This is a genomic window from Paenibacillus rhizoplanae, assembly GCF_042684125.1.
In the GTDB taxonomy this organism is placed as follows: domain Bacteria; phylum Bacillota; class Bacilli; order Paenibacillales; family Paenibacillaceae; genus Paenibacillus_AQ; species Paenibacillus_AQ rhizoplanae.
In genome coordinates this window covers 1-16,342 of sequence record NZ_JBHUKY010000016.1, presented here as the reverse complement: position 1 = coordinate 16,342, position 16,342 = coordinate 1, and the positions used below count along the sequence as shown (strand labels likewise).

Sequence of the window (16,342 nt, the reverse complement as noted above, 5' to 3'; positions counted from 1 at the left end):
AAGAATAGAATTCTGTCCCTCAAGAGTGAGTCTGCCGCACTCCTTTGGCAGGCGGGGTGGCCTATAATAGAGAACGAGCTCACAATACAAATGTTAATCAAAGGGGTAGAACGTATGCAGAAAAAATGGTTGGGCCTCAGCCTGAGCCTCATGCTGGCCGCCGGAATCGCCGGCTGCGGCGGGAACGGGAACAATAACAAGAGCGGTGGTGCAGCAGAGGGAACACCCGGAGCGGCAACAGCAAGTCCCGCAGCTTCGGCCGCAGCAGAAACAGGCGAGCCGGTACAGCTTAAGTACTGGACGGATGACCGTCATGACCAGGAATATATCAAGGAACTGATCAACAAGTTCAATGAGACGAACGGCGAGAATATCCAGGTGGAACTGACAGTCATGTCTGAGAATTACGCGCAGAGCGTTGACATTGCCTTCACCAGCAACCAGGCACCGGATATCCTGCGTCTGAAGAGCGGCAATACCCCCGAATTTGTCAAAAAAGGCTATCTGGCTCCGATTGACGGTCACCTGACCGATGAGATCAAAACGAAATTCGGCAGTCTGCTGATTGACAATGTCAACCGTTTTGACGGCAAGGTGTATTCTTTGGCCAATACGGGCCTCACCCTGCGTCTGATCTACAACAAGGATCTCTTTGCCAAAGCGGGCATCGCGAATCCTCCGGTATCACTGCAGGAAATGGTTGATGACGCCAAAAAAATTACCGAAGCCGGCAAATCGGAGGGCGTATACGGCTTCGCGCTGAACTTCAAAAGCCCGAAGGCGGCCTTTGACCGTTCGATCCGCGAGATTCTCTCCTTGAGCGGCTACCAGGGCCTTGGCTTTGACCTGAAGACAGGCCAGTTCGACTTCGCGCCTTACTCTCAGGTTATCGAGTATTTCAAGCAGATGTACGAAGACAGAAGTATTCTGCCGGGGGCGGAGACACTGGATATCGACCCGCTGCGCGCCCAATTTGCCGCAGGCAAAATCGGCATGTACCTCAGCTTCTCGACGGAGCCGGGCGTATACCAGGACCAGTTCCCGACAGAGATCAACTGGGCAGGTACGCTGGCCCCTACGTTGGACGGGCAGATTAAGGGAACCTCGGAGATCGTATCCGCCGGTACCTGGCTCGGGATCAGCGCGAAATCGGCACATCAGGAGGCCGCCTGGAAATTCATGCAGTACATGTATGGCGACGATATTCTGAAGACGTATCACGAGAAGGGCTTCGGGATTGCGGTGGTGCCGAGCATTGTGGAGCAGGCCAAGAAGCCGGAAATTGGCGGTATGGAAGGCTTCCTGGTCGGTGAGCATGACTCACTCTGGCCTGCTGCGCCGAACGTCACGCCGGAAGGCGCTACCTATGCGGATGCTTTCTTCAAATATATGCTCTCGGGCGGGGATGCTAAGGCCATAGCTGCTGATCTGAATACAAGATACAATGACGCATTGTCCAAAGCAGTGGAGAAGGGCGAGGTTACCGTTACGCCGGACCCGGCGTTTGATCCAATGAAGCCGCAGGGAGAATAACGGGTTACAGAGGGGCTTGTACGGGTTTCCCGGATCAGCCCCTTTGCTATCCTTGAAGGAGACCAATCATGATCTATAAATGGAAAAGACTTGGGGAGAACTCCCTGTTCTTGGCACCTAGCGTCATTCTGACACTCACGCTCGGCATCTATCCTCTGATCTGGATGCTGCGCTATATGTTCTATGATTATGCCGGATACGGCGAGGCGCTGTTTACCGGGCTGGACAATTTCAGCCGTCTGCTGCGGGATACCCTGTTCTGGGAATCGGTGCGCAATACCTTTATCTTTGCCGGAGGGAAGCTGCTGCTGACTCTGCCGCTGTCGCTGCTGCTGGCTGTTATTCTTAACGGCAGATTGCGCGGGTCCAACTTGCTCCGGGGCATTTATTTCATGCCGACGGTCATTAGCACTGCGGTCATTTCCGTTGTTTTTTATAACATCTTCAATTCCTATAACGGCATGGTTAACACAGTTCTGATGAAGCTGCATCTCGTCTCCCAGCCGGTTGACTGGCTCGGTCCGAAGCATGCGATGCTGACGGTCATTATTGTGGCTGTGTGGGGTGCAGTCGGGAACTATATGCTGCTCTTTCTCGCCGGGCTGCAGAGCATTCCGCAGGACCTGTACGAGAGCGCGGCCATCGACGGAGCGAACGCCGGAAGACGCTTCTGGAATATTACGCTTCCGATGCTGGCTCCGGTAGCCCAGATGGTCATTATGCTGGCGATTATCGCTTCCCTGAAGGGCTATGAGAGCATCATGGTCATCACCGAAGGCGGACCGATCGGCAGAACAGAAGTCATGTATCTCTATCTCTACAAGCTGCTGTTCCCTGTATCCACCGGTTCACCAGTAACGCAGCAGCTCGGCTACGGCAGCGCCGTGGGCTTCGCCACCGCCGTGATTGTCGGAGCGGTAACCGGCCTGTATTTCTTCTTCAGCCGCAAAATGAACAAGGTGTATTAGGAGGCTTATCCAAATGAACGAATCTGTGATATCCAAGCAGCCGGCAGGGCGGCCGCAGACTGCTGACCGGACGCCCGGTTCTGCCGGGCGAATAGTGACCCGGACCGTGATGTGGCTCTTCCTGCTGGCAACGGCGGTCCTGACCCTGTTTCCGCTGCTGATGACGCTGACCGGTTCCTTGAAGACCGGGGCCGAGATGATGACCGGCGGCAGCCTGCTTCCGGCGAAGCTGCAATTCAGCAACTATGCCGAAGCCTGGAAGCAGGCCAATTTCGCCCGCTATACCTGGAACAGCGCTTTTATGAGTGTGATGGTGACAGTAGGAACACTGCTGGTGGCCTCAATGGCTGCTTATGTGGTGGACCGGCGTGATTTTCCGGGGAAAAGGATCTATGTAACGGTGCAGGCGTCCATGATGTTCATTTCGGTCGGGGCCATCGTCCTGCGCCCGCAGTTCGATCTGATGGTTGCGCTGAATCTGAATACTACGCTGTGGGGGGTTATTCTGATTCTGGTCAGCGCCCATTCCAGCACTTTCTTCATGCTGCAGGGCTTCTTCAAAGCGATCCCCCGGGAGCTTGATGAAGCGGCGATGGTGGACGGCTCGGGCTTCATCCGCACCTTCTTCCGCATCATTCTGCCGCTGCTGACTCCGGGGCTTGGGGTGGCTGGATTATTCGCCTTCCGCCATGCCTGGAACGAATACATTCTGCCGCTGGTGTTCACGATGACCAATCCGAAGCTGCAGACGCTGACAGTCGGGCTGGCGAATCTCCGCTACGGCTCCTCCGCTGCGATGCAGATTCATCTGATGATGGCCGGGGCCTGCCTGTCCATTCTGCCGATGCTGCTGGCGTATATTCTGGCGAACAAGACCTTCATCCAGGTGACGGCGGGTTCGGTGAAGGGGTAATCAAATCTAAAGATAAAGCGTATAGGAGGATAACGATGAATTACGGACATATTACAGTGCCGCAGGCAGAGGTGCCTGTCTCCCGCGAGGTGGATGTGCTGGTCATCGGCGGCGGGGCGGCAGGAATTGCCGCCGCCATCTCGGCTGCCGAAGGCGGAGCAAACACCATGATCGTGGAGCAGCGCGGGTATCTGGGCGGAATGGGCACCGTGGCGCTGGTGCCTGCCTTCTGTCCCTATACAGACAAGGTTAAGCCGATTATCCGCGGCCTCGGCCTGAAGCTGATGGAGCGGATGAAGCAGGCTTGTGATCCGGAGTATCAGGAGGAATACCGCGAGCAGCTGGACTGGGTGCCGATTGATCCTGAAGTGTTGAAGCGCGTCTATGACAGCGCTGTGCTGGAGAGTGGTGTGACGCCGCTGTTCCACACCTTTGTCTACGATGTGGTGCGGTCTTCAGACGGGCAGACAATAGAGGGTGTAATGATTGTCAACAAATCCGGGAGGTCCTTCATCCGCTGCCGTTATATCATCGACTGCACTGGCGACGGCGACATTGCTGCCCTGGCGGGCGTGCCGTTCCAGAAGGGGGACGATGACGGGGAGCTTCAGCCGGGCAGCATGTGTTATCTGCTGGCGAATGTGGACCGGCCAAGCTTCAGCCGCTTCCTGGCGGAGACTGGAGATACAGGTCAATTGCACCGGACCGTGGAGCAGGCCATCCTGGAAGGTGCGCTGCCGGAAGGCCGCAAATCGATCTCCGGCCTGGCCTGGGTGAGTGATCATTTGGTCGGCGTTAACTTCGGCCATGTCTTCGGGGTGGACGGAACGAAGGCCGAGGACCTTACACGCGGAGCCATTGAAGGCCGCCGGACGGTGCTGCGGCAGCTTGAATTCTTCCAGAGATATGTGCCCGGCTTCGAGCAGGCGCATCTGGTGGCAAGCGGAGAGCAGCTTGGCATCCGGGAGACGCGGCGCATCCAGGGGGATTATACGCTGACTGTGGACGACTTCCTGGCAGCGCATTCTTTCCCTGACGATATCGCCCGCAATGCTTATTACATTGATATCCACTTGGCGACAAGCAAGAGTGATATGACCTTCAATCATCTGCCGCCGGGAGTCTCCCACGGTGTGCCTTACCGGGTGATGCTTCCGGTAGGCATCCGCAATCTATGGGTGGCGGGACGTTCAGTATCCTCGGACCGGGCGGTGCAAGGCTCACTGCGTGTAATGCCGAACTGCTTCTCGATGGGCCAGGCCTGCGGCACGGCAGCAACCCTTGCGCTCCAGGACAACACGGATTCCCGTAGCATCTCAGTTCCTGAGCTTCAGCAGCGCCTGCTGGAACAGGATGTGTGGCTCGGGGAGAATTTCGTTCCTGGGGCAACGGCTCAGGATGGGGAGCGGGGCAGTCGCAGTGAAGAATGAGAACAGCGTTAAGAACGAGAACAGCGTGAAAAACGTGAGGAGGCTTCCTTTGCAGGAGGAGTGGTTTCACGGGGCGGTCTCACTGGAGCACCGGCAGCAGGGAATCAAGCCCTGGCGGATTCCCTTCCGGGACTATGATCTGTATCCGCCGGAGGGTATCGGCGGCAAGGCGGAGATCTGCGCCGGTGTCCGGCTGCGGCTGTCCACCGGCTCCGAGACCCTCCTTCTCTGGTTTGAACCGCTTGCGGAGGACGCCTCGCTGGATTGCGTTGCTGACGGCCTGCTGGTCCAGACGCTACGGCTTGCTGCGGGGGCGGGGGAGGCCCGCTTCACCGGGCTTCCCCCTGGTGAGAAGAAGCTGGAAATCTATCTGCCGCAGAATAACGGTATGACGGTAAGCGGTCTTGCCATTGATGATGATGCTGTTGCCGAACCGCTGGCGGACCTGCGGCCCCGCTGGGTGACGTATGGAAGCTCGATTACCCAGTGTGTGGCGGCTCGGGGCCCGTCGCGCACCTGGCCGGTGATCGCCGCCGGGGAAATCGGCTATCACTTGACCAATCTCGGCTTCTCCGGCAACTGCCTGATGGAGCCGATGGCGGGCTGGCTTATCCGTGATCTGCCAGCCGACCTGATTACCTTGTGCGTTGGCGTGAACATCTATGGCGCAGCGTCCTCCAGCCCGCGGATGTTCAAGCCGCTGCTGATCGGTCTGCTGGAGACCATCCGGGAGAAGCATACAGAGACACCTATAGTTATCATCTCGCCTATATACGGAACGAAGCGTGAGACAGAGGAGAATCCGCTCGGGTTCACCCTGCCGCTGATGCGCCGGGAGATCGTGGATACGGTGAAGCTGCTGCGGGCGCGGGGAGACCGCCGTCTGCATTACCTGGATGGTCTGGAGTGGTTCGGTCCGGCGGACGGGAACCTGCTGACCGATGGCCTGCACCCAGGTCCCGAAGGCTACGAGCTGCTGGGCAGCCGCTTCAGCGGCAGGCTGGCGGCTGCTCTTCGGGGCGAGATGCTGCAATAGTAGAACATCAGATTTAGAACTGTAAGAATGGACCTCAGGGGTGTTAAAGGCTGAGCATGAACATCAAGCTAGATGTTGGGCTGATCCTGCACCCGTTACCGCTTTCTGCTCTTACATTCAAGTAGGTGATTGTATTTCCTGCAATAGAAAATGGATTGCTGACCGTAAAATGAGATTCTATGCCTTTTTTACAGTATTCTAATGTACAAAATGCAGTTACTATCGTTCCAGCGCCTAAGCATCCGAATGACTGCTGTGCGAATGAGACGCTAGCTCGTTAAGGTCCGGTAATGGTCCCATATTCACAATATTAAATCTGATGCTGCACCAGTAGAGCATCCAATCTCACTCTGAGGGTTTGCTATGACCCGATTAAGTACCAGCAATAGGCTAGAAGAGGCGAACCTTTCTTTTCACGGTTTTTAGATGTACAGAATACAACTATCGCCGAATACTCGGTTCAAATGCAACTTTAACGTTACCATAATTATTAACTAAATTCAGTCCTTGTTCTCTAATGCTCTGCTAGCTGACAATGGAAGATTTCATGTGAACATAATATAGCTTAACTATTCAAGATGATGCATAATAGGGTTGCAAAGACACTGATTGCGCTTTCATCTATCAAAATTACAAAGGAGAACATGCACAATGAACGATCTGGCAACAGGAAAGCTGACTTCAAGTCCGGTGATGGTCCGGCATCCGCTTAACCCGATTCTGAAGCCTTCGGATGTACCCTATGGACCGGCCATGGTATTCAACGCCGGGGTGACGAAATTTAAGGGCAGATATGTCATGGTGTTCCGCAATGATTACGGGGATGAGAGCAAGGGAATCGTGGCTCCCCATCATACGACTAATCTGGGCCTTGCCTTCAGCGATGACGGCGTCCATTGGGAGGTACAGCCGGAGCCTTGCTGGTCCTGGGATGATGAAGAGGTGGTCCGGGTGTATGACCCGCGCTTGAGTGTCGTCGGTGACCGCTGCTATATGTGCTTCGCTGTTGATACGCGTCACGGGCTGCGCGGCGGGATCGCCGTTACTGACGATTTCAGTTCGTTTGAAGTGCTAAGCCTGTCGCTGCCGGATAACCGCAACATGGTATTGTTCCCGGAGATGATCGGAGGCAAGTATGTAAGGCTGGAGCGCCCGCTTCCGGTCTACAGCCGGGGCGGCCGCGACCGCTTCGATATGTGGATGAGCGATTCTCCCGATCTGAAGTACTGGGGGAACCATAAGCTGCTGCTGGCCGTGGAGCAAGTGGCTTATGCCAACGATAAGGTAGGTCCCGGCGCGCCTCCGGTTAAGACGGACAAGGGCTGGTTAACCACCTTCCATGCGGTGGACCTCGACCCTGCCCGAGGTAAAAACGGCTGGGAGGATACCTGGAAGAAGCGCTACACCGCCGGAATTATGCTGCTGGATCTTGAAGATCCCAGCCGGATTATTGGCCGGGCGGCAGCTCCGCTGCTGGTGCCGGAGGCGGTGTATGAAACGGCAGGCGGCTTCCGTAACGATGTGATTTTTCCCGGCGGGATGATCCTGGAGGATACAGGGGAGGTCAAGATCTATTACGGTGCAGCCGATACTGTGGAATGCCTGGCCACGGCCCATGTGGATGATCTGCTCCGGCTCTGTCTGGAGCCAAAGGGATAATTAGACCGGTTATATAGGCAGGGGACCTTCCGTTATACGGGGGCCCCTGCCTTTTTCATAATAATCAGCGGAATCCGCTAAATAATCATGTCCTGTCTTGACGCCGGGCTGGAGCAGCCGTATGGTACAAGGGACCAGAGTCGACAATCGTAGGGTGATACATGCTCAAGAAGGGGGAACCATGAATACATTCACAGACTATGGCCGCAAGCTCCGGCGGCAGATCGCCGGCAGGTATTACCGGATATCCATCAAACAGAGGATTCTGTTCTCGTTCATCGTGCTGATCACGCTGTCCATCGGTGCAATGGGCAGCTTCTCGTATTGGATTGCCGCGCAGGAGATCGAGGATAATGCCTACGCCGGCAGCCGGGAGACTGTAAGCAAGACGGCACAGCTGCTGGATTCCCGCCTGAATGATGTGGCGCTGTCCGTGCAGTCCCTGATGCTGAGCGATGCATACCGCAAGATGATGCTCGATGTGTTCAGCCATGATGTGTCGAATTATTATGTGCATCTGTCGGATCTGCAATATGTGCTCTCCCAGGCAACGTTCAATCAGCCGATCATTGAGAATGTGCTGATCGTTACCCCGATTGGCGATTTCTATTCCACTACGCAGATCCGGGCGCAGGACAACTCGTTCTACGGCTCGGAATTATATGATCTGAGCAAGGAGCAGCCGGGCGGCTATTGGGCCAAAGGACATTATGACCGGTTGTTCACGGGCAGCCAGCGGGTGGTCTCCTTCGTAGTCCGGGGAATTTATGAATACCCTTACACGCCGATCAGCAATGTATTTATTGTAGTCAATATCAGGGAGGGCCGGATAGATGAGCTGTTGAACACTGGCGGAGCACAAGCAGGGAGGAATTATTATCTGGTAAGCAGGGAGGGAGAGGCGGTGGTGGAGTCCCGCTGGCCGTTCCGGGGCAGGTTCCCCTGGAAGCCGGTGCTTGCCGAAGCCGGGAAAGCAGCCGATCCGCAGGATCACTATTACAGCTATGGCGGCAAGGAATATCTGGTTAATTATACAAGCTCAGCCTCATCACCCGACTGGATCATCTCCGGCATGCAGTCGCGGGACCAGCTGCTGGGCAAGCTGCAGCGGGTGCAGCGCATCACCCTCTATGTCATCGTTGTCTTCCTGCTGGCCACCTGGCTGATCTCCAATCAGCTGACATCTGCGCTGCTGAAGCCTCTGTTCAAGCTGCGGCGGCTGATGCGCAGAGTCGAAGAGAACCAGCTCAGTGTGGTGTATGAGAGCCGTTATGAGGACGAGGTTGCCCAGGTCGGCTTTCAGTTTAACCGGATGATGTCGGAGATTAAGACGCTGATCGCGGATGTGAAGAGCAAGGAGGAGGACAAGCGGCATGCAGAGATCCGTGCCCTTACGGCGCAGATGGAGCCGCACTTTCTGTACAATACACTCAATACCATCTATTGCAAATCGGTCATGGGCGAGAATGACGATGTGAACGAGATGATCCTGTCGTTGTCACAGATGTTCCAGATCGGGCTCAGCGGCGGCAAGGATCTGATTACCCTTGCGGATGAGCTGTCCCACATGCGGCAGTATTTCGCTATTCAGCAGAAATGCTATGAAGGTCTGTTCGAATACACGGTGACGGTAGAGGACGAGGCCCTGCTGTCCTGCCTGCTGCCGAAGATTATCCTGCAGCCGGTGGTGGAGAACAGCATTCAGCATGGATTCAGCGACCGGACAATAGGAGGCAGGATAGACATCGCGGTCAGCCGGGAGCAGGGGCTGCTGCATATTAGCATTACCGACAACGGGCGGGGGCTTGATCCTGCACGGGTCAGGCAGGGGATGGTCAGGGCACCGAAGTCCAGGAAGGGCTATGCCCTGTTCAACATCAGGCACCGGCTGGCCTTGTATTACGGGGCTGAAGCCCGTATGGACGTTGGCGGCGAACCATGTAAGGGATCACGGATGGATCTGTGGATTCCGCCTAGGGAGGAGAGTTGAAGGATGGACCGGAAGCTGGAGCCGGAAAGGTTCAAATTATGTGTAATTGACGATATCAAAAGTGTGGTGGACATGGTCTCGCGCAAGCCGCCATGGCAGGAGCACGGTATTGAGGTCGCCGGTACGGCGCTTGACGGGGAAGCGGGGCTACGGATTATCGGCGAGACCCGGCCGGACATTGTGCTGACGGATATCAAGATGCCAAGAATGGACGGCCTGCAGATGACCCGGGCAATTCTGGAGGTGCTGCCGGACTGCAAAATTATTATCCTCAGCGCCTACTCGGAGTTCTCTTATGCCCAGGAAGCCATCCGGCTGGGGGCGCTTGATTTCGTGAAGAAGCCCTTTTCCCTGGAGGAGATTGTGAATGCAGTGCTGAAGGCCAGGGAGCTGTGCCGGGAGGAGCGTCAGGAGACTGCCAGACTTGCTGTGATGGAGAGCAAAATCAGGGAAAGTCTGCCTATTCTCCGCCAGGAATATCTCACCTTCCTGCTGCACCACCAGACGACAGAATCGGATGCCCGTTCCCGCTGGGCCTATCTCGATATCCCGCTGAACCAGCATGATTTCTTCGTGTTTGTCGCCGAGATTGATCATTTCGCGGAGAAGCTGAGCGGCCAGCCTGTGCAGGAGGTCGAGCTGCTAAGGTTCAGCCTGCATAATATTCTCGAAGAGACGATTTCCGCCCTGACCCGCGGCGTTATTATCCGGGAGGCGACAGACCGGTACGTCTGCATCATGAACGGCTCGGACCCGGACACCGCCGCGCTGATAACGGAGGCTTGCTGCATGAATGTAAGCCGCTTCTCCCGACATACCATTTCTATTGGCGTGGGCCTGGGCACGGCGGCGATTCAGGAGCTGGGTACGGCTTACAGGCAGGCGCTTAGCGCTCTGGGATATCATTTCTATACCGGAGGCAACGGTGTATATCATTATAGTAATATCGAGAATAAACCACTCTCGCTCCACAGCTATTCCGCTGCCGCCGAGCAGGAGCTGTTGTTCGCCCTGCGTTCCGGCAATTCCGCCAAAAGCCTGCAGATGCTGGACCAGCTGTTCGCGGAGCTGCTGGACAGCGGGCTTTTGCCCGAGCCGCGTTATGTTGAAAGCGTCGGCTTTGAGCTGAGCTTCAGGATCTGCCGCGTTCTGCTGGAGCAGTTCCCTTACGGGCAGGTGGAGCCGCTGGAACTCAGAATTGCCGCCATGAAGAACCAGGTGCATCCTTCCCTGCAGGATATCCGGGACCTGCTGTCCTGGCTGTGCCGGGAGGCCTGTGCTCTGGTGGTGGAGGCCCGTTCTCAGGAATCGACGCGGATTATCCGTCAGGCCGTCACTTATATCCATAGTCATCTGGATACAGGGCTGTCGCTGGAGCAGGTAGCGAAGCAGATTAACCTCAGCCAGGGGTATTTCTCCAATCTGTTCAAGAAGGTGCAGGGGATTTCGTTCCAGCAGTATGTGATGCATGAGAAGATGGAGAAGGCGAAGGCGATGCTGATTAGCGGCCGGCAGGTTCAGGAGATCGCCCAGGATCTCGGGTATGAGCACAGGCGCTATTTCAGCGAGGTGTTCAAGAAATATACCGGCATGACACCGTCCGAGTTCAAATTGCATTATCTTGGAAAAGAATAGGCATCAGCAAGGGAGGGATTTCCGCAGGGCGGAAATGACCTCCCTTGTCTGTATCTAACTCCTGCAGAAATCTGCCCTTAATGTGGGTTTACCCGCCTTATCCAGATGCGCCAATCCGTCTATAATCAGATTGTAAGCGAGTACATAAGGGATATATAAGGGGGCACAACCAATGATGAAGCGTATGCTAATGACATCTCTGAGCCTAGTTCTGGCACTTGGCTTAGCAGCCTGCGGCAACGGTAACAGTGGCGGCGGCAATGCAGCTGAAGGCACGGGAGACGGGGCGAAAGCTGGTTCGGGGGAAAAAACTAAAATCAGCTACTGGACAGGCGACCGCCATGATGCAGATTTTGTGAAGGAGAAGGTAGCCGAGTTCAATGCATCCAATAAGGGCGGGATTGAAGTGGAACTGGTCGTCAAGGGAGATGACTTTGATACCGCACTTGATCTGTCCTTCCAGACCTCTGATGCGCCGGATGTGATCCGGGTGAAGGAGAATACCGTCCAGACCTTCTACAAAAAAGGCTTTCTAGCTCCGATTGACGAGTTCCTGAGCGATGAGCTGAAGGCGAAATTCCCGGCTATGCCGGATCTGAACGAATTCGATGGCAAGCGTTACAGTCTGCCGAACTATGGAACGACCATGCGTCTGGTGTACAACAAGGAACTGTTCGCCAAAGCGGGCATTGAGCATCCGCCGGCTACCCTGCAGGAGCTGGTGGATACAGCCAAGAAATTGACAGAAGCCGGCAAAGCGGACGGCGCTTACGGCTTCGCCCTTAACTTCAAGAGCCCCGGCAGTGCGTTCGCGCGTTCGGCACGGGTGATTGCGGAGATGAGCGGCTATGGCGGCTTCGGGTATGATTTCAAGACGGCCCGCTACGACTTCAGCGGCTTCGAGCCGATCATCAATGCCTTTAAGCAGATCAAGGACGACGGCAGCATGCTGCCGGGTGTAGAATCGCTGGATATTGATCCGCTGCGGGCACAGTTTGCGGAAGGTAAGATCGGAATGTATATGTCCTACTCCTCGGAGCCGGGCGTCTATAAGAATCAGTTCCCGGCCAAGATCGACTGGGCGGCAGCTCCGGTTCCTACCATCGACGGTAATGTGAAGGGGGCTTCCGGCTTCCTCGGAGGACAATGGCTGGCGCTGAGCTCGAAATCAGAGCACAAAGAAGCAGCCTGGAAGTTCATGGAGTTCATGTACGGCGATCAGGTGCTGACGGATTATCAGGAAAAGGGCTTCGGTATCTCCATGGTTCCATCCGTCAGCGCAGCAGCCAAGACACCGGATGTGAATGGCATTGAAGGCTTCCTGCCGAACAAGAACGATGGGGTGTGGCCGGTCTATCCGTCTGTAGCACCGGAAGGAATGAAATCGGATGACGCCTTCTTCAAATATATGCTGAACGGCGGCGACCTGAAGGCAATTATCGCTGATCTGAACAAACGCTATAACGCTGCACTGGACAGTGTGATTGCGAATGACGGCGTGAAGGCCGAGCCGGATGCCGGCTTTGATCCCGCCGCTCTGGGCGGCAAGTTCGCCAAGTAGATAGAAGGTTAGGGATAGAGATACAGGCCGGGATAGCGGGGGATGGGGAAGCAGCTTCCCCATCCCTCTGCTCTGGCCGCAAGGGAGAGGAGCCGGAAGAAACCAGATGAACAAAACGAAACATGCTTTATTTTCATATAGCTTTCTTTTTCCAAGTGCCTTGCTCACGTTAGTCCTCGGAATTTACCCGATTGCCTGGGCATTCCGCTATATGTTCTATGATTACAAAGGGTTCGGAACGGCCCGGTTTACAGGCTTGGCCAATTTCAGCCGCATCCTGAAGGACACCCAGTTCTGGGATTCGGTGGTGAATACGTTTGTCTATGCAGGCGGCAAGCTGCTGATCACCATTCCGCTGGCCCTGCTGCTGGCCGCCATATTGAACCGGGGACTGCGGGGCAGACAGCTGCTGCGGGGGATTTTCTTCATGCCGACCGTCATCAGTACCGCCGTAATGGCTGTAGTGTTCTTCACGATCTTTAACTCATATAACGGGATTCTCAACCAGTTCCTGATCCGCTCGGGTCTCTCGGATTCCGGCGTGGACTGGCTGGGGCCGAAATATGCCATGCTCACCGTCATTCTGGTTGCGGCCTGGGGCGCGGTCGGCAATTACATGCTGCTTTTCCTCGCCGGTCTGCAGAATATCCCGGAGGATGTGTATGAAGCCTCTTCCCTGGACGGGGCAGGGAAAATTCAGCAGTTCCGCTATGTCACTCTGCCAATGCTCGGACCTGTCATGCAGATGGTTATTATGCTGGCGATCATTACAGCCCTGAAGGGCTACGAGAGCATCATGGTACTGACTGAAGGCGGTCCTGTAGGCAAGACAGAGGTCATGTTCCTGTATTTGTACAAATTATTTTTCCCTGTCGGCGGGGGCAGCGCGGCTGTTCAGGTCCAGGAATTCGGATACGGCAGTGCGGTTGCCTTTGTGTCTGCGGTCATTGTAGGGATGATATCACTCATTTATTTCTACGCATCCAGACGCATGAATCAGACCGATTGAGGAGAGAGGCTATTATGAGACTAAGAACCATACTGAGCAATATCATCCTGTGGATTTTTTTGCTGGCGTTTGCTTTTATCACCCTGATTCCGGTTGTGATCACTATCCTGGGCTCCTTCAAGACCAATGCTGAGCTGACCGCGGGAGCGACCTTCCTGCCGGAGAGCTGGCACTTCTCGAACTATGGCGAAGCCTGGTCGCAGGCGAATTTCTCCAGATATACGCTGAACAGCCTGCTGGTCTCCCTGGCGGCGGTGGTCGGCACGCTGCTGGTATCATCCATGGCGGCTTATGTGGTGGACCGGATGGATTTTGCCGGCAAAAAATTGTATATCGGACTTCAGTCCTTCACTATGTTCGTGGCTGTAGGGGCGGTCGTGCTGCGTCCGCAGTTCGATCTGATGGTCAAGCTTCATCTGCACAGCAGCCTGTGGGGGGTTATCCTGATTCTGATCTCCGCCCATGCTTCAATCTTCTTCATTCTCTCCAGCTTCATGAAGGGGATTCCCCGTGAGCTGGATGAGGCAGCGCTGATGGACGGCAGCTCTCCCGGACGCACCTTCTGGCGGATTATTCTGCCGCTGCTCGGACCCGGACTCGGCGTAGGTGCCCTGTTCACCTTCCGCGGCGCGTGGAATGAATATCTGCTGCCGCTCGTGTTCACGATGACGAAGCCGGAGCTGCAGACGCTGACTGTCGGGCTGGCGAACCTGAAATACGGGATTTCGGCCGCTTCCCAGACCCACTACATGATGGCGGGAGCCTGCTTATCCATTCTGCCGATTCTCGTCGCCTATCTGTTTGCCAACAAATCCTTCATGCAGATGACGGCCGGTTCCCTGAAGGGGTAGCTGTCCGGTCCTGCACAGACTATAGACAACATGAAACACTCAACATTCAACATTTAAGGAGGTACACCCCATGACACTACACATTCCGGCGATTCTGCAATCCGCCCCGTTCATCCGGAGGTATCCGGGCAATCCGGTGCTGGATGCAGCGAAGGTTCCTTACCCCACCGCACTGGTATTCAATGCCGGTGTAACGAAATTTAACGGCAAATATGTGATGATCTTCCGCAATGATTACGGCTCACTGGCCGATCAGACGCTTGAGCCGCACCACACCACAGATCTCGGCATTGCCTACAGCGACGACGGGCTGAGCTGGACCGCCGGCCCGAAGCCGGTGTTCAAAATGCACGATGAGGAAATTATCCGTGCCTACGACCCGCGCCTGACCGTGCTCGGCGGCCGCTGTTATATGTGCTTTGCCGTGGATACACGCCATGGCATCCGCGGCGGAATTGCCGTCACCGATGATCTGGAACACTTCGAGGTACTCAGCCTGTCTACACCGGACCTGCGCAATATGGTGCTGTTTCCCGAGCCCATCGGCGGCAAATATGTCCGGCTGGAGCGTCCCTTCACGGTGTACAGCCGCGGCGGCCGGGACCGCTTCGACGCCTGGATCTCCGAGTCGCCGGACCTTGTGCATTGGGGCAACTCCAGCCTGCTGCTCGCCGTCGAGCAGGTGCCGTTTGCCAATGACAAGGTCGGTCCAGCCGCGCCTCCCGTCCGGACGGACAAGGGCTGGCTGACCACCTTCCATGCGGTGGATGTAGACCCGGCCAGAGGCAAGCACGGTTGGGAAGACACCTGGAAGAAGCGCTACACCGCCGGAATTATGCTGCTGGATCTGGAGGACCCCCGCAAGGTGATCGGCATGAGCAGACAGCCGCTGCTGGCACCGGAGACGGATTATGAGATCAGCGGGGGCTTCCGCAATCATGTGATTTTCCCCGGCGGAATGATTCTGGAGGCTGACGGCGAGGTCAAGATCTATTACGGTGCAGCGGATACGGTGGAATGTCTGGCAACGGCCCATGTGGATGATCTGCTCCGGCTTTGTCTGGAGGCAGGGGAATAAATAAAGTTGCAAGCTGGCTGAAGGCGGGAATCAGGAGCGGTAGTGGGGGATGCTGGCTCAATAGGGTCGGCTCGAATGGAGTGGGAATAAAGTGCAACAATTCTAACTCAGTAGGAGCGGCTTGAGCAGAGTGTGCTTAAAATGTAACATTTCTAGCTCAGTAGCAGTGACCGTAGGCAGATTGTGCATAAAGTGCAACAATATAGCTTCATAGGAGCAACCAAGGCGGAAATCATGCACAAAGGGCAACAATACAGCTCTAACTAGCACCGGATTGCCGAAATTCCTGTAAAAGCTGCAACAATGCCTCCACAGCCAGTAACCAATTTAGAGAAATCCTGCAAAAGGTGCAACAAAGCGGGGAGCCTAACCAGCACCGCTAACCAAAAGCGGGCGCAGGGCGGGAATGAGGTGTAGAAATGCACCTGAATTGGCCGAAAGTTGGCATTGGGCAGGAATGAGGTGTATAAATACACCTGATTGGGCCGAAAGCGAGCGCAGGGCAGGAATGAGGTGTATAAATACACCTGATTCAGCCGAAAGCGGCCTCTGGGCAGGAATGAGGTGTATAAATACCAATGTCATTAAGTTAAGATGCAGAGTCAAAAAACAACAAAAGAGCAGGTTATCGAAAAGATAGCCTGCTCTTTTTCTGTACAAAAAAATCTTGACAATCCGT

13 protein-coding genes are annotated in these 16,342 nt (G+C 55.4%); 12 read left to right on the top strand and 1 reads right to left on the bottom strand.

Annotated features, from left to right (window positions below; genetic code table 11):
• Positions 1-114 precede the first annotated feature (114 nt).
• The 12 genes from ACFSX3_RS06215 (at position 115) to ACFSX3_RS06160 (ending at position 15,663) form a co-directional block, all read left to right on the top strand.
• A complete protein-coding gene (locus tag ACFSX3_RS06215; RefSeq protein WP_209993785.1) occupies positions 115-1,533 on the top strand; it encodes an ABC transporter substrate-binding protein in 1,419 nt (472 codons plus the stop codon).
• Between the two features lie 68 nt (positions 1,534-1,601).
• Entirely contained in the window at positions 1,602-2,501 is a 900-nt protein-coding gene (locus tag ACFSX3_RS06210; RefSeq protein WP_209993784.1) for a carbohydrate ABC transporter permease, read from the top strand.
• 13 nt (positions 2,502-2,514) lie between these two features.
• Complete coding sequence (locus tag ACFSX3_RS06205; RefSeq protein WP_209993783.1) at positions 2,515-3,414, top strand: carbohydrate ABC transporter permease; 900 nt, start codon at positions 2,515-2,517, stop codon at positions 3,412-3,414.
• Positions 3,415-3,449: 35 nt separating this feature from the next.
• Positions 3,450-4,844 carry an FAD-dependent oxidoreductase gene (locus ACFSX3_RS06200; protein WP_209993782.1) on the top strand — a complete coding sequence of 465 codons (1,395 nt, stop codon included), beginning with the start codon at positions 3,450-3,452 and terminating at the stop codon, positions 4,842-4,844.
• Between the two features lie 49 nt (positions 4,845-4,893).
• A complete protein-coding gene (locus tag ACFSX3_RS06195) occupies positions 4,894-5,880 on the top strand; it encodes an SGNH/GDSL hydrolase family protein (protein WP_379312725.1) in 987 nt (328 codons plus the stop codon).
• Between the two features lie 651 nt (positions 5,881-6,531).
• Positions 6,532-7,539, top strand: a complete 1,008-nt coding sequence (locus ACFSX3_RS06190) for a glycoside hydrolase family 130 protein (protein WP_209993781.1) — start codon at positions 6,532-6,534, stop codon at positions 7,537-7,539.
• Positions 7,540-7,720: 181 nt separating this feature from the next.
• Positions 7,721-9,529 carry a cache domain-containing sensor histidine kinase gene (locus ACFSX3_RS06185; RefSeq protein WP_209993780.1) on the top strand — a complete coding sequence of 603 codons (1,809 nt, stop codon included), beginning with the start codon at positions 7,721-7,723 and terminating at the stop codon, positions 9,527-9,529.
• A gap of 3 nt (positions 9,530-9,532) precedes the next feature.
• Positions 9,533-11,164, top strand: a complete 1,632-nt coding sequence (locus ACFSX3_RS06180; RefSeq protein WP_209993779.1) for a response regulator — start codon at positions 9,533-9,535, stop codon at positions 11,162-11,164.
• A gap of 172 nt (positions 11,165-11,336) precedes the next feature.
• Positions 11,337-12,725, top strand: a complete 1,389-nt coding sequence (locus ACFSX3_RS06175) for an ABC transporter substrate-binding protein (RefSeq protein WP_209993778.1) — start codon at positions 11,337-11,339, stop codon at positions 12,723-12,725.
• Between the two features lie 106 nt (positions 12,726-12,831).
• Complete coding sequence (locus ACFSX3_RS06170) at positions 12,832-13,734, top strand: carbohydrate ABC transporter permease (protein ID WP_209993777.1); 903 nt, start codon at positions 12,832-12,834, stop codon at positions 13,732-13,734.
• Between the two features lie 14 nt (positions 13,735-13,748).
• Positions 13,749-14,585, top strand: a complete 837-nt coding sequence (locus tag ACFSX3_RS06165) for a carbohydrate ABC transporter permease (RefSeq protein WP_209993776.1) — start codon at positions 13,749-13,751, stop codon at positions 14,583-14,585.
• 70 nt (positions 14,586-14,655) lie between these two features.
• Complete coding sequence (locus ACFSX3_RS06160; protein ID WP_209993775.1) at positions 14,656-15,663, top strand: glycoside hydrolase family 130 protein; 1,008 nt, start codon at positions 14,656-14,658, stop codon at positions 15,661-15,663.
• Between the two features lie 366 nt (positions 15,664-16,029).
• On the opposite strand, the gene ACFSX3_RS06155 is transcribed toward ACFSX3_RS06160, so the two are convergent.
• The coding region (locus ACFSX3_RS06155) for a hypothetical protein (RefSeq protein WP_379312722.1) at positions 16,030-16,342 on the bottom strand (313 nt) is incomplete at its 5' end.

Coding starts and splice junctions, on each gene's coding strand:
- ACFSX3_RS06160 (WP_209993775.1), top strand. CDS start 14,656: ATGACACTACACATTCCGGCGATTCTGCAATCCGCCCCGTTCATCCGG.
- ACFSX3_RS06165 (WP_209993776.1), top strand. CDS start 13,749: ATGAGACTAAGAACCATACTGAGCAATATCATCCTGTGGATTTTTTTG.
- ACFSX3_RS06205 (WP_209993783.1), top strand. CDS start 2,515: ATGAACGAATCTGTGATATCCAAGCAGCCGGCAGGGCGGCCGCAGACT.
- ACFSX3_RS06185 (WP_209993780.1), top strand. CDS start 7,721: ATGAATACATTCACAGACTATGGCCGCAAGCTCCGGCGGCAGATCGCC.
- ACFSX3_RS06215 (WP_209993785.1), top strand. CDS start 115: ATGCAGAAAAAATGGTTGGGCCTCAGCCTGAGCCTCATGCTGGCCGCC.
- ACFSX3_RS06170 (WP_209993777.1), top strand. CDS start 12,832: ATGAACAAAACGAAACATGCTTTATTTTCATATAGCTTTCTTTTTCCA.
- ACFSX3_RS06210 (WP_209993784.1), top strand. CDS start 1,602: ATGATCTATAAATGGAAAAGACTTGGGGAGAACTCCCTGTTCTTGGCA.
- ACFSX3_RS06175 (WP_209993778.1), top strand. CDS start 11,337: ATGATGAAGCGTATGCTAATGACATCTCTGAGCCTAGTTCTGGCACTT.
- ACFSX3_RS06200 (WP_209993782.1), top strand. CDS start 3,450: ATGAATTACGGACATATTACAGTGCCGCAGGCAGAGGTGCCTGTCTCC.
- ACFSX3_RS06190 (WP_209993781.1), top strand. CDS start 6,532: ATGAACGATCTGGCAACAGGAAAGCTGACTTCAAGTCCGGTGATGGTC.
- ACFSX3_RS06180 (WP_209993779.1), top strand. CDS start 9,533: ATGGACCGGAAGCTGGAGCCGGAAAGGTTCAAATTATGTGTAATTGAC.